The sequence below is a fragment of the Bifidobacterium sp. W8104 genome (assembly GCF_016100735.1).
Taxonomy (GTDB): Bacteria; Actinomycetota; Actinomycetes; order Actinomycetales; family Bifidobacteriaceae; genus Bombiscardovia; species Bombiscardovia choladohabitans.
In genome coordinates this window covers 1945087-1958993 of record NZ_JACFRW010000001.1, presented here as the reverse complement: position 1 = coordinate 1958993, position 13907 = coordinate 1945087, and the positions used below count along the sequence as shown (strand labels likewise).

Sequence of the window (13907 nt, the reverse complement as noted above, 5' to 3'; positions counted from 1 at the left end):
AGGCCCGGACCGGGTGGTCAATACCACTGAGTCGGGTGGGCCGATTTAGAGTTGGAGCAGAGGCCGGTCGCCCATGCCCGGGGCAATCCCCACGGCGGCAGTACGGTTGCGGCCGGCAAGGAGAGGAAGCATGTGCCATGACTGACAAGGACAATCCGCGCAGACTCTGGACCGACGACGAGGACCCGGTCGAGAGGGCCAAGCGCACCTCCCCTGCCATGCAGGGCAGCCAGTCGAATTCAGATTCGTCGTCCAAGTCTTCCACAGCGGCAGGGTCGGCAACGGCAGCTGGGAATTCGGGGAATAGCAGTTCGGCATCTTCGGCTGCAACAACTCCAAATTCATCCAGCTCAGGTTCATCGCCTTCGGGTGCCACAACCAAGCAGTCCGGTGATTCGTCGAAGAAGTCGTCGGCTGTGGATACCGGTGCCGAGGAGACCGCCAACGGAGGCGGGACTCGTTCTGATCGCAGCGGCAATGAAAATGAAGCAGCGCAGGAGTCCTCCGAGGGACGTGGCTGGAAGATCTTCGAGGACATCCTGCTCTGGGTGGCCTGGGTGGCCATGGTGGGCTTCAACGGCTATGCGGAGGTCTACCACTTCCATGGCACGACCGTGGGCGGCCTGGCACGCAAGGTCGACCTGTGGATCATGCCTGCCGGATACGTCTTCGCCATCTGGGGCGTCATCTACATCGCCCTGGCCATCTGGCTCTTCCGCTTCTGCCTGGCCGGCCCCAGCCGCAAACGCCTTGGCTTCCTGCCCTTCACGCTGAGCGGACTGCTCTTCGTGGCCACCTGCTGCCTGAACATCGCCTGGCTGGCCCTGTGGCACATGGAGCGCAACTTCTGGGCCCTGGTCATCATCCTCATTCTGACCGTGCTGGCCTGGATGCTCTACGCCCTGGTGCGCAGGGACGCCACCAAGGCCGGGACCCCCACCGCAGCCAAGGCCCTGGACTGGATCCCCCTGTCCATCTATGCCAGCTGGCTGAGCGTGGCCACCCTGGTCAACGCAGGATACATGGTGGTCGCCGGGCACAGGGTCGGCAATGCCGTCCAGGGATTCGCCACCATCATCGTGGTCGGCGCCCTCCTGGCCGTCGCCTACCTGATGAACAGGCATGGCAAGGACTGGGTCTTCGGCCTGGTGGTCATCTGGGCCTGCCTGGGCATCGGCATCAGGATATTCTCCTTCGCGGCCGCCATGGGCGTGCTGGTCATCGCGCTGACCGCCGTGGGCGCCTTCCTGGTCTACTTCCCCTGGAGCAAGTTCAGGCTGGTCCGCCGCTGATCCATCCATGATCCATCCATTGCCCCGTCAGCCGAGACGCACTGGCGGGGCTTGCTTCTTGCTACCATGGTCCCTTGCAAGTTTTGAATCCATAAGGAAAGCGGGGTCGGAGGCGGCATGGCTATTGAGGCGCAGGGACTTGAGATCCGAATAGGTGCCCGACTACTCCTGCAAGCCACCGACTTCCATGTGACCAAGGGCGACCGGATCGGCCTGGTGGGCCGCAACGGCGCCGGCAAGACCACGCTGACCAGGGTCATCACCGGCGACATGCTCCCCTCGGCCGGCAAGGTGCGGGTGACCGGACAGCTGGGGTACCTGCCCCAGTCCACCCATGCGGGCGACTCCGAGCAGAGCGCCCTGGACAGGGTCATGAGCGCCAGGGACATCGCATCCATCATCCAACGGATGCGCAAGGCCGAGACCGATATGACCAGTCCCGACCCCAAGGTCATGGAAAAGGCCATGAAGCGCTACGACAAGGCCCAGCAGGACTTCGAGAACGCCGGGGGCTATGCGGCCCAGTCGCAGGCCATCGTCATGGGCGAGAGCCTGGGGCTGAGCCAGGAGACCCTGCAGCAGGCACTGGGCACCCTCTCCGGCGGTCAGCGCCGACGGGTCGAGCTGGCCAGAATCCTCTTCTCCGATGCCGACACCCTGATTCTGGACGAGCCCACCAACCATTTGGATGCCGATTCTATCGAGTGGCTCAAGGGCTACCTGCGCCGATTCGAGGGCGGCTTCCTGATCATCTCCCACTCCACCGAGCTGCTGGACGAGACCGTCAACCGGATCTGGCACCTGGATGCCCAGCGTTCCTGCATCGACATGTACACCATGGGATGGAAGGCCTACCTGCGCCAGCGGGTGGTGGACGAGGAGCGCCGTCGCCGCGAACGGGAGGTGGCCGAGAAGAAGGCCGACCGTCTGATGCGTCAGGGCATCCGACTGCACGCCAAGGCCACCAAGGCCGTGGCCGCCCAGAACATGATGCGCCGCGCCCAGCGCCTGCTGGCCGACACCCAGGAGGCGGAAAAGGCCGAAAAGGTGGCCGACCTGCGCTTCCCGGATCCTGCCCCCTGCGGCCGCACGCCCATCATGGCCGAGGACCTTTCCAAGGCCTACGGATCCAACATCGTCTTCGCCGGAATCAATCTGGCCATCGACAAGGGCTCCCGGGTGGTCATCCTGGGATACAACGGCGCTGGCAAGACCACCACCCTGCGCCTGCTGGCCGGCATCGAGCAGCCCGACACGGGCAAGGTGACCCTGGGGCACGGGGCCAAGATCGGCTACTTCGCCCAGGAGCATGACACACTGGATAACGACGTCACCGTTCTGGAGAACCTGCAGCATGTGGCCCCTGACCTGGACAACACCCAGGCGCGGACCATCCTGGGCTCCTTCCTCTTCTCGGGGGACGACGCCATGAAGCCCACCAAGGTGCTTTCGGGCGGCGAGAAGACCCGACTGGCCCTGGCCACCCTGGTGACCAGCCGGGCCAACGTCCTGCTGCTGGACGAGCCCACCAACAACCTGGACCCCGCTTCCCGCGACGAGATACTCAAGGCCATCGCCAAGTACGAGGGGGCCATCGTGCTGGTCACCCACGACGAGGGGGCCGTCAAGGCGCTCAACCCCGAGCGGGTGCTGCTCATGCCCGACGGTGATGAGGACCTCTGGAGCGACGACTACCTGGATCTGGTTGCCGAAGAGTAGGTAGCCACAATGGCGAAAAGCGGGTCAGTCGTCCTCCCCCAGGACCTCCACCCCTTTGACCCCTGGAGTCTGACCTATGGATTCGACCAGCTCGGTCACGTCCCCCTTGCCCAGCAGGTTGACGGTGACATCGGCGCCCTTCCAGGCATCCCGGTGCAGCTCATGGATGGTCAGCACCCGGGATTCGAAGCCCATGCGGGTGGCCAGCAGCAGGGATTCGCGCAGACAGCCGTGGCCGTCCTGATATACGATGCGCAGGACCGTGTTCTGACGATTGCGCAGGAACCACTTGAGGATGGGCGCGATGACCAGGACAGCCAGAAAGTAGAAGACGACGGCCAGGATGGCGATGGCGAAGAGCTGGACCCCGCAGGCCATGCCCACGGCGGCGGCCACCCAGATGGCGCTGGCCGTCGTCAGACCCTTGACCGAATCATGGTTGAAGAAGATGACTCCGGCGCCGATGAAGCCGATGCCCGAGGCCACCCCGGCCGCGATTCGCGAGGCATCCCAGGAATAGTTTCCTACAGCGGCCTGGATGCCATAGAGGGAGACCATGGTGAACAGGCAGCTGCCCAGGCCCACCAGAATGTGGGTGCGGATGCCAGCGTCGTGTTTGAGGAACTCGCGCTCGAAGCCGATCAGGCCACAGAGCACCACCGTCAGGACCACTGCCATAATCTGGCCTTGATTCGGCATCGCGAATCCCTGCATGATTTCCTTTCCTGCCCTCGTAAATAGGCAGACCTTATAACGCTTGCAGGACAAGGCCATCGGATAGAGTGGAGCCAGCACGTGGACCTTTTGAATGAGGGGTGTGATGCCATGAAGCCGTCACCAGATGAACGCCGCGAAGCCCGGCAGACCCTGGCCACCAGCGCCTATTCCGCCGACATGATCCGATCCCTGGAGCAGCCGTTTTTGGACGACGGGGTGCCCCTGATGCGCATTGCCGCCGGATCCCTGGCCTCCGTGGCCGACGTCATGCTGACCCAGGCCGGGATGGAGCCGGCAGAAGCCAGAATCGTCCTGCTGGCAGGGGCCGGCAACAACGGCGGCGACGGGCTCTATGCCTCGGCTGACCTGGCCGGGCACGGGGCCGACGTGACGGTGGTGGCGACCGGGCGGAGCCTGCACCAGGGCGGATTGGATGCCCTTCTGCGCGCCGGCGGAGTGGTCACGGCCCTGGATCCCCAGTCGGCCATCCCCGGTTGCGAGGCACCGACAGGACCGGACCAGGCCTCAGAGGAGCTGGACCAGGCCCTGGAGCTGTGCCGGCAGGCGGATCTGATCATCGATGCCATGACGGGCATCGGCCTTAAAGGTGCATTGCGCGGCATTCCCGCCGCTCTTGCCGCGGAACTGGGCATGGAGAGCGGTCTGCCCGACAGGCCAGCCTGGCACGACCCCGCCGGTCAGGACGGGCCCTTGGTGCTGGCCGTGGATACTCCCTCCGGCGTGGACATTGATGAAGGCACCCTGCCCGGGGCCTACATACCAGCGGATGTGACCGTGACCATGGGGGCCATGAAGCCCTGCCTGATGCTTCCCCCGGCCGCCTACGTCTGCGGAAGAGTCGTCCTGGTGGACTTCGGCTTCGACACCTCGGCCCTGGTCCCCAGCGTCTCCTGCATGAGCGTTGAGGACTGCGCCGGACTTTTGCGGGCGCCCAGGGTGGATGACACCAAGTACACCAGGGGCGTGGTCGGTCTGGTCACCGGGTCCGCCCTCTACCATGGCGCGGGGCTGCTCTCCAGCAGAGCGGCGGCCAGCGGCAACGTGGGCATGATCCGTTACTGCGGCCCCGAGCAGGTGGGCGACCTGATCCTGCAGGAGCTGCCCGAAACGGTCCTGGGCCGTGGACGGGTCGAGTCCTGGGTGCTGGGTTCGGGCGTGCCCACCCGGCAGGCCCAGGAGGCCGCCGGTCCTGAAGGCCAGGACGGTCAGCGGGATCTGATTGCCGACATACTCAATCGACAGGCCGCGGACCTGGACGAGGACGAGGCAGCAGCCGATCCACCGGTGGTGGCCGATGCCGGAGCCCTGGATCTGCTGCCGGACCGGCTGGGACCGCGCACCGTACTGACCCCGCACGCCGGCGAGATGGCCGCCCTGCTCAACTCGCACGGTGAGAACGTGGACGGCGACCAGGTCATGGCCGAACCTTTGCGCTGGGCTGTCCGCGCCTGCCAGCTGACCGGAGCCACCATTTTGCTCAAGGGGGCCATCACACTGGTCGTCGGCGAGGACGGCACCGACCGCCCCCGGGTCATGACCACCGGCTTCGGCCCGGCCTGGCTGTCCACGGCCGGATCAGGGGATGTACTCTCCGGCACCATCGGAGCCATGCTGGCCCAGAACGCCGGACCAATCCAGGATGATGCCACGCTGATGGTTGATCTGACGGCTGCTGCGGCCTTCCTGCATGGACTGGCTGGCTCCTTGGCCAGTGGCGGCAGGCAGACCGGCTGGGAGCAGCCGCTGATTTTCGACCCCCGCAAGCCCCAGGACTTTGCGGATCTGGTAGCCGAGGACAACCAACCGGAGGGCCAGGGGACTGTTGCAGGACGCATGGGGCAGCCGATCCGTGCCGGGCAGGTGGCCGATGCCCTACCCAAGGCCATAGGGCTGGTCATGTCCAGAGCCGAGGGGGCTGCTGAACAGATCGATCAATCCATTCAAGATGGGGACGATGCCTCTCTCTTCTTCGAAAACAGCTCGCTCTGGTTCTAGAGCGTCATCAAAAAGGAGTCGATTCGATGACCTCGCAGCTCATTGTCATGCGTCACGGGGAAAGCGTCTGGACACAGAAGTCGGTCAACCGTTTCGCCGGTTGGGTGGACGTACCCCTGACGGAACGTGGACTGGACCAGGCCCGTCATGCCGGACAGCTGCTCAAGGAATCAGGACTGCTGCCTGACCTGGTCTTCACCTCCCTGCTGACCCGCAGCATCGTCACCGCCAACACGGTGCTGGACCTGGTCGATCGGGCCTGGATTCCGGTGGAGCGTACCTGGAGGCTGAACGAGCGCCACTACGGCGCCTTCCAGGGACAGACGCGACCGGCCATGCTGGAGCGATACGGCCAGGAGCAATTCAATATCTACCGACGTTCCTATGATGTTCGGCCGCCTGCCATCGAAACCGATTCACCATACTTTCAAGGACAGAATCCTCGCTATGCCCCGGCCATGGGCGACGGGCTGGACAGCCGGAATCCGGCCGAGATCCGCGCCGAATGCCTCAAGGATCTGCTGCTTCGCCTGCAACCCTATTGGCGCAGCCGGATAGCCCCGAACCTGGCCCAGGGCCGGACTGTGCTCATCGTCACCCACGGTTCTGTGGTCCGTAGCCTGATCAAGGTCCTTGAAGATATTGACGACAAGGACATCCGATCCATCAACGTGCCCACCGGCGTGCCCATGGTCTACAGCTTCGGGACCGACGAAGACGGCAACCCCCAGGTCCAGGGTCCGGGTCGTTATCTGGATCAGCAGGCCGCCAACCAGGGTATGGCTGAAACCGCGGCCCTGGGCCGATAGGGCCTTGGGTATAGATTTGCTTGTATGACACTGCTCCAACTGCGCTACATCGTCAAGATTGTCGAATGCGGCTCGATGAACGAGGCCTCGCACGAGCTCTACATCTCCCAGCCGGCACTGAGCTCATCGGTCAAGGAGCTGGAGAACGAGCTGGGCATCGAGATCTTCACCCGCCACTCCCAGGGGATCGCCCTGACCGTGGACGGGGCGGAATTCCTGACCTACGCCCGGCAGATCCTGGACCAGACCGACCTGCTGGAGGCCCGCTACCGGCAGGTCAGACCCCGCAAGCAGCTCTGCCGGGTCTCCACCCAGCACTACATGTTCGCAGTCGAAGCCTTCGTGGAGATGATCAACTCCATCGATTCGGACGAGTACGAATTCACCATACGGGAGACGCGCACCAGGGACATCATCGACCAGGTGGCCACCCTCCAGTCCGAGATCGGCATCATCTACGAGTCCGACTTCAACAAACGGGTGCTGTCCAAGATGCTCCGGGAGAAGCACCTGGACTTCCATCCGCTCTTCAGGGCGGACCTGCATGTCTTCATCGCACGAACCAACCCCCTGGCTGATCGGGCCATGGTGACCATGAAGGACCTGGAGCCCTACCCCTTCCTGCAGTACGAGCAGGGCGAGGAGGGTTCCTTCTACTTTGCCGAGGAGGCGGTCTGGCCCGACTACTCCCCCAAGCAGATCACCGTGAGTGACCGGGCCACCATGCTCAACTTCATCGTGGGGCTGAACGCCTACACGGTCTGCACCGGCATCGACAACGAGGACCTGAACAACGAGAAGATCGTCAGCGTTCCCCTGGAGTCGGACGAATCCATGCTGGTGGGCTGGATTGTCAACAGCCGGACCAAGCTGTCCCATGCCGCCGAACTCTACTTGGACAAGCTGCGCCAGGTGGTCTCCAACCACGGATATTCACTGATTGAACAGGGGTCAGGCAAGTAGCAGCCAGGCAAGCAGCAGCTGAATGGGTGTCATCTGAACCGGACCGCTGACGCTCCAGCGGCGATTGTTGGACTTCGCTGTTGGCCGGCAATCGATTGGTCGTCGCGGTTTACTGTACTTTCAACGCCTTCCCTTGGGCTCCGATGGAGGGCATCTTACCCTGGTGGCCCACATCCTGTGATTTGAGTCCCAAGGCTTTGAGCAGGGCCCGGTCCAGATGTTCCAGGCCTCCCTGGCTCTTTGCCGCTGCGGTCAGATCCCAGACCTTGCCATTGATCATGATGGTGGGTGTCGAAAACTCCCCCTTGGCATCCTTGGCGTCCTTGCGGGTGATGGCGTAGGCGTTGACCTTGTCCACCCATGGCCTGTAAGTACCCTGGGCGAAACGGTCCGCCAGGGACCTGGGCACGCCTACTCCCACAGCCTGGTCTGCCAGGCGTGCGTCGGAGACGGCCTGATAGGAGCTTTCATCGGGCTGGAAGTCGGCCGCAAAGACGGCGGCGGCGAAGGCCGGCAGATGATCCGGATCCTCCTGGGCCACCATGGCCAGGGCGTTGTCCACGCGGCTGGAGTACTGGTCGCTGGATGCCGAATCCAGGAAGTTCAAAAAGTTGTAGGTGACGTTGATCTGACCGGCGCCGATCATGCGCTGCAGCTGGGGATCGATGACCCGGCCCACCTTGCCGCACCAGGGGCACATGGGATCCATGAAGATCTCAAGGGTCGGCACATCAGCGACCTTCTTCCTGCTGCCGACACCCTTGGCTGAAACGGTCAGCCCTCCCTGGTCGTCGGCCACCGAAGGCTTGACGGTGACCTCTTGCAGGGCCTTGTATGCCTTGGCATCCCCGCTGGGACCCTGGCTGACCTGCGCACTAGAGGCTCCGGATGAAAGCTTTTGGGCTGACTGGTTGCCTGCTGAATGATCTGCCCACAGCATGTATATGCCTGCAGCAAGCACCAGCACAAGGGCCACCGCCACCAGTATCAACGGAACCCTCCGTGAGCGCTGCGCAAGCGCAGTTTCTTCAGGCTCGCTCACCTGAGGCTGGCCTGTCTCTGCCGGCTTCTCCTCAGTCGAAATTCGCCCGCCCGCAGGCTCCGCGGCATCCGAAGATTTCACCGTGTCGGTTCTTGTGGCCGAGACGGCAGGCTTGGCCGCATCCACCGCGTCGACCCCGGTCTGGTCCGGTTCCTCATGACCGTTCTGCTCCAGCGGTTTCGTCATGATCCATGGCCTTCCTTGCGATGATGATCCGTCGGCCTGCCCGTCGGACCTTTACCAATCTACACGAGGGTCGGCCGACAGAATGGCCGTCCACAGAATGTGCGCCAATGTGGCCTGCATGCACAATCGGCACGCTGAATATGAGCCGGTCCCTTGTCTAGGCCCCGTAACGCTCCAAGTAGTCCCTGGCGGCATCGGCCGTGCACTGGTCCAGAATGGGCGACCCGTCCAGGCCCTTCATGGAGGCAGCGGCATCGAAGATCTGGCGGACATTGACGATGCTGATGACAGGGAAGTGGAATTCGTCCATGATGGACTCCACAGCCGAGCCCTGGCCCTGTCCGGTGCGTTCCATCCGGTCCACGGAGAGCACCAGGCCGACGATGGTCACCTTGGCCTGGGACATGATCTTGGGCACCACCTGGCGGACCGCGGTCCCGGCGGTCATGACATCATCCACCAGCAGCACCCTCATGCCGTCCCTTAACTGGGTGCCGACCATGAGCCCCCCGTCGCCATGGTCCTTGACCTCCTTGCGGTCAAAGGTGTAGCCGACCGGCATGCCGTGCGCCCCGCTCAGTGCGATGGCGGTGGAGACGGCCAGGGGAATCCCCTTGTAGGCCGGACCGAAAACCGTGTCGATATCGGCGGGCAGGGTCCCCTGTTTCACGGCCTGCATGATGGTCCGGGCGTAGAACTCCCCCAGCAGGGCGATCAGCCGTCCGTCCTTGAAGGCCCCGGCGTTGATGAAGTAGGGCGAGCGCCGCCCCGACTTCAGGGTGAAGTCACCGAACTTGAGGGCTCCGCTCTGGAGGAGGAAGCTGGTGAAACCCTCCTGGATGCGGCGGGTCTGCTCCTGGTCATCCCCGTCACGCTCGGCCTTGTTTTCTGCTGCGGATGCGCTCATCGCCAGCACTCCCCTTTCTTGAGCAAATCAGCCAGCTCGGGCCGCTCGTCCAACAGATCGTCCAGCTCCCGGGCCACCCTCATTGGTGCCACAGGGTCCACCAGGGCCGCAGCCCCCACCTCGACGGCGTTGGCCCCCGCATAGAGGAATTCCAAGGCCGTGCGCCCCGAGTCGATGCCCCCGATGCCGATGATGGGGATGTCGGGCAGTGCCCGGCGCACCCGCCAGACGAAGGACAGAGCTATGGGCAGGATGCAGGGGCCGGAGACGCCGCCGGTGCCCTGGGCCAGGATGGGTTTGCCCGTAGTAATGTCGATGCGCATGCCTACCAGGGTGTTGATCAGGCTGAGGGCATCCGCTCCCCCATCGACCGCCGCCTTGGCCACTTCCACGATATCGGTGACGTTGGGGGTCAGCTTGACCACCATGGGCTTGTCGGTCAGTCCCCGCAGCCTGGTGATCAGCCGGTTCAGGGCCTTGGCGTCGGTGCCCACGGACATCCCCCCATGTGAGACGTTGGGGCAGGAGACGTTGATCTCCAGCATGTCGGCCGGGGAGTCGGCCAGCCGTTGCACAACGATGGCGTAGTCCTCGTCGCTGTGGCCGGCCACATTGGTGACCACGTTGGCCCCCAGGGCCTTGAGCCTGGGCAGTTCGTCCACCAGGTAATGGTCCACGCCCGGGTTCTGCAGGCCCACGGAGTTGACCATGCCGGCGGGGCTCTCGGCTGTCCTGGGCGTGGGGTTGCCTTCCCAGGGCACCGGCGAAACCCCCTTGGTGGAGATGGCGCCCATCTGGGAGACGTCGTAGTAGTCCCCGCAGGCATCCAGGTTGAAGGTGCCCGAGGCCGTGCCCACCGGGTTCTTCCAGGGCGTGCCGGCCACAACGGTGCCATGCCGCCAGGCGTGCGGCTCCAGAGGGTCCATGATTGTCAGCCCGCTCATCGTGTCTCCTTCTTGTCCTCGCCTGCATCCCAGATCAGACGGTCGGCGGCAAAGACCGGGCCGTCCTTGCAGACCTTGAGCCTGCCGTCCACGGTGTCAACCACGCAGGCCACGCAGGTGCCATAGCCGCAACCCATCCGCGACTCCATGCAGCACTGGGCAGGCAGGCCGGTCTCGCGGGCCCAGGCGGCCACGGCCCGCATCATGGGCAGGGGGCCGCAGGTCAGGATGATGGTCCGTCCCGGGTCGATGTCGCCGCGAACCCGATCCAAGAGGGTTATGACATCCCCGGAGGCATTGTCGATGGACTCCAACCGGTCGGTCAACGGGCCCATGATGGCATCGGCGAACCGATGGTCCCGGTAGCCCAGCAGGGCGGTGGTGCGCACACCGGACCGGCCTTGAAGGCACTGGGCTGCACGGATCAGCGGAGGGACGCCCAGGCCGCCGCCCACCAGCAGATAGTCAGCCGGCTTCCCCAGGTCGAAGCCATGGCCCAGGGGTCCCAGCAGGTCCACAGCCATGCCTGGCTGCAGGCGGGAGAACTCATAGGTCCCCTGGCCCACGACGGCGAAGATGATCTCGATCTGCTCACCCTCCAGAACCCGACTGATGCCGAAGGGTCTGGGCATCATGGTCATGCGGTCGGCCGAGTAGAGGTTGATGAAGGCTCCTGCCGGAGCGTGGGCTGCCAGGTAGGGGTCGCTGATGGTCATCCGCCAGACCTGCCGGTCCAGGGGCTCCATGCCGGTGACCTGGGCCGTGCGTCGTCCGGGCATGCGGCCTGCCTGTCGGGCCTGATCCTCCACCCGGCTGGTGGATATGAAGAGGTTGGGTTTCATCGGGCCTCCTTGATCGCCTGATTGAGATCGTCCTTCATGGCCTGCGCGGCTCGGCGGGCATCGCGGGTGACCATGCCCAGGGCCGCCTGAACGCTGAGCTGCGGGCTGTAGTCCGGATCCTTCCGCCAGGCCGCGATGATTCCCCGGGAGGAATTGACCACAGCACCGCCGCCGGACCGGTCGAACATGGGCGCCACGTCGGCCGCCGAACCGCCCTGGGCTCCATAGCCGGGGACCAGGAAGAAGGTGTGGGGCATGGCCTGACGCAGAAGGGCCCCGTCCTCGGGGTGGGTAGCGCCGACCACGGCTCCAAGCCGGGAATAGCCCGATTCGCCTATGGAGGGCCGCCCCCAGGATTCGACCAATTCGCCCAGGCGCTGATAGATGGTGCCGCCGCCTGAGTCCGTATCCAGGCCCAGCTCCTGGATCTGGCTGCCCGAGGGGTTGGAGGTGCGGACCAGGGCGAAGAGGTCACCCTGGATATGTTCGGCCGCCTGCAGGAAGGGTTCCACACCGTCGGAGCCCAGGTAGACGTTGATGGTCAGGGCATCCTCATACCAGGGGAACCTCCCGCCTGCCCGGGCCGGCCCATCCACTGCCTGCCCCGGGGCGAAGGACAGGGGAAGCCCGTCCAGGTGGGCGGCGTAGGCCTCGGCCGTGGAACCGATGTCCCCGCGCTTGACATCCCCGATGACGTAGAGTCCCCGGTCGGCTGCGGCCCGGCAGGTACCGGTGTAGGCCCTGATGCCCCAGGGTCCCAGAGCCTCGTACATGGCGATCTGGGGTTTGACTGCAGGCACCAGGTCGGCCACGCCTTCCAGGATGGCCAGGTTGAAACGCAGATAGGCGCGGGCCAGGTGGTCCGCCCAGACGGCCTGGGCCTGCTCGCCCTGGGCCTGCTGCGGGTCCTTGGGGTCCAGGCCCATCCGGGCCATGCTTCCGGCGGTGAGCTGCCTGGCCTGCTCGATCAGCTGGCCGGGCAACAGTTCCGGTCGCGGATCCAGGCCGACCACGGTCGGATTCTGTTTCTCCTGAATGAGCGCGGTCAGTCGGTCCATGCACGGATCCTTTCCCTGGTGATGACACGGCTTGCGGGCAGGCGGGAGAAGACCAGACGCCCATCCCTGATGGTGGCCATGACCCTTCCGGTCAGTTCCGCCCCGGCAAAGGGGGTGTTCCTCGCCTTGGAGTGGAAGCGGCTGGGATCAACCTTCCACCTGGCCTCAGGGTCCATGATGACCAGGTCGACGGGTGGCTGGCCGGCATCACTGTGCTGATCGGACTCCAGCCGAGGATGATCCGTGTTGTTTGCCTTGTGCGAGGGCAGGTTTTCAGGCAGGAGCCGATGCATGCCCATGAGCTCGGCTGGAGCCAGGGACATGAGCTCAATCAGACGGTCATGACTGATGAGTCCGCTTTTGACCAGGACCTGGTTGCAGACCGCGTAGGCAGTCTCCAGGCCGATGATGCCGTTGGGGGCGTCCTTGAGCCCCAGGGCCTTCTCAGCGGCGGTGTGCGGGGCGTGATCGGTGGCGATCATGTCGACAGTGCCGTCGGCCACGGCCTCAAGTGCTGCCTGCTGGTCGGCGCGGGAGCGCAGCGGAGGGTTCATCTTGGCCATGCTGCCGCTGCGCAACAGGTCCTCGTCGCATAGGGCCAGATAGTGGGGCGCGGTCTCGCAGGTGACCGGCAGCCCGCGGGCCTTGGCCCGGCGGACGGCATCGAATCCCCCGGCTGTGCTGACATGCTGCAGATGCACCCTGGTGCCGGTGCGTTCCGCCAACTCGATGTCGCGATGGATGATGGCGGTCTCGGTCGAGGCGGGAATCCCCTCCAACCCCAGTTGACGGCTGACAGCGCCAAGATTGACCTGACCGTGCTCGTGGTGTTCGCAGTGGTCCAGGATGGGCAGATCGAATTCCCGGGCGTTGGCGGCCACGTCCTCCAGGGTTTGTTCGGTCACGGCCGAGCCGTCATCGCTGATGGCGACTACGGGATGGTCCCAGCCGTGTCCGGGCAGGTGCCCCGACCAGTCGTCTGGGTTTGAGGCCTGACGGCCTGCCCGGTCCATGGTGGCCGCCACACAGAGGGCGTAGTCCACCGGCAGGCGCAGCCCATGGTCCCGCTCATAGGTTTCGAGGTAGTCAATGACCGTGCGCCCATCGGCCATCCGCGCTCGGCCGTCCATGGCGGGCTGGGTGTTGGGCATGAGCAGTATCAGCCCGTAGCCTCCGGCCGCTGCGGCAGCTGTGCCGGTGACCATGTCTTCCTTGTCGGTCTGTCCAGGGTCGCGCAGGTGGACATGGGGGTCGACCAGGGCCGGAGCCAGCACCAGCCCCGAGGCGTCTATCTGCTCCACTTCTGCCGACATGGCGCCGGTCTCGTCAATCAGCGCGCTGTCGGCGGCCTGGGGAAGCACCAGATCGACCGACCTGCCGCTGCGCCAATCGGTCAACCCCAGCAGCCGCAT

Annotated in this window: 12 protein-coding genes; 5 read left to right on the top strand and 7 right to left on the bottom strand. The window is 64.7% G+C overall.

All coding sequences use genetic code 11. The features are described 5' to 3' along the window. Positions 1–137 precede the first annotated feature (137 nt). The gene (locus H3U89_RS07730; protein ID WP_198179670.1) at positions 138–1292 is read left to right on the top strand and encodes a TspO/MBR family protein; all 1155 of its coding nucleotides are present in this window, start codon (positions 138–140) and stop codon (positions 1290–1292) included. Positions 1293–1409: 117 nt separating this feature from the next. Further along, a complete protein-coding gene (locus H3U89_RS07725; protein ID WP_110412939.1) occupies positions 1410–3011 on the top strand; it encodes an ABC-F family ATP-binding cassette domain-containing protein in 1602 nt (533 codons plus the stop codon). Between the two features lie 24 nt (positions 3012–3035). Here H3U89_RS07725 and H3U89_RS07720 read toward each other — a convergent pair whose 3' ends face one another. Beyond that, on the bottom strand, positions 3036–3725 hold the full coding sequence (locus H3U89_RS07720; protein ID WP_015021846.1) for an MgtC/SapB family protein: 690 nt from the start codon (positions 3723–3725) through the stop codon (positions 3036–3038). A gap of 111 nt (positions 3726–3836) precedes the next feature. Between H3U89_RS07720 and H3U89_RS07715 the strand changes: the two genes are divergently transcribed. From H3U89_RS07715 to H3U89_RS07705, 3 genes are read left to right on the top strand one after another with little or no spacing between them, the layout of a single operon-like run. Continuing rightward, positions 3837–5744, top strand: a complete 1908-nt coding sequence (locus tag H3U89_RS07715) for a bifunctional ADP-dependent NAD(P)H-hydrate dehydratase/NAD(P)H-hydrate epimerase (protein ID WP_198179672.1) — start codon at positions 3837–3839, stop codon at positions 5742–5744. Positions 5745–5770: 26 nt separating this feature from the next. Further along, positions 5771–6553, top strand: coding sequence for a 2,3-bisphosphoglycerate-dependent phosphoglycerate mutase (locus tag H3U89_RS07710; protein ID WP_198179674.1), 783 nt, complete (start codon positions 5771–5773; stop codon positions 6551–6553). Positions 6554–6577: 24 nt separating this feature from the next. After that, positions 6578–7516 (top strand): LysR family transcriptional regulator, encoded by a 939-nt coding sequence (locus H3U89_RS07705; protein ID WP_045935392.1) that lies wholly within the window; start codon positions 6578–6580, stop codon positions 7514–7516. Between the two features lie 109 nt (positions 7517–7625). Here the strand turns inward: H3U89_RS07705 and H3U89_RS07700 are convergent, their stop codons facing one another. The 6 genes from H3U89_RS07700 to H3U89_RS07675 form a co-directional block, all read right to left on the bottom strand. Next, the gene (locus tag H3U89_RS07700) at positions 7626–8744 is read right to left on the bottom strand and encodes a DsbA family protein (protein ID WP_198179676.1); all 1119 of its coding nucleotides are present in this window, start codon (positions 8742–8744) and stop codon (positions 7626–7628) included. Between the two features lie 157 nt (positions 8745–8901). Further along, a complete protein-coding gene (gene pyrE, locus H3U89_RS07695) occupies positions 8902–9651 on the bottom strand; it encodes an orotate phosphoribosyltransferase (protein WP_232345608.1) in 750 nt (249 codons plus the stop codon). Continuing rightward, a complete protein-coding gene (locus H3U89_RS07690) occupies positions 9648–10595 on the bottom strand; it encodes a dihydroorotate dehydrogenase (protein WP_198179683.1) in 948 nt (315 codons plus the stop codon). The genes pyrE and H3U89_RS07690 overlap by 4 nt, the downstream gene beginning before the upstream one ends. Continuing rightward, positions 10592–11437 (bottom strand): dihydroorotate dehydrogenase electron transfer subunit, encoded by an 846-nt coding sequence (locus H3U89_RS07685; RefSeq protein WP_198179685.1) that lies wholly within the window; start codon positions 11435–11437, stop codon positions 10592–10594. Before H3U89_RS07685 ends, H3U89_RS07690 begins: the two co-directional genes overlap by 4 nt. Continuing rightward, positions 11434–12495, bottom strand: coding sequence for an orotidine-5'-phosphate decarboxylase (gene pyrF, locus H3U89_RS07680; RefSeq protein ID WP_198179687.1), 1062 nt, complete (start codon positions 12493–12495; stop codon positions 11434–11436). Before pyrF ends, H3U89_RS07685 begins: the two co-directional genes overlap by 4 nt. Continuing rightward, on the bottom strand, positions 12483–13907 hold the full coding sequence (locus H3U89_RS07675) for a dihydroorotase (RefSeq protein ID WP_198179689.1): 1425 nt from the start codon (positions 13905–13907) through the stop codon (positions 12483–12485). Before H3U89_RS07675 ends, pyrF begins: the two co-directional genes overlap by 13 nt.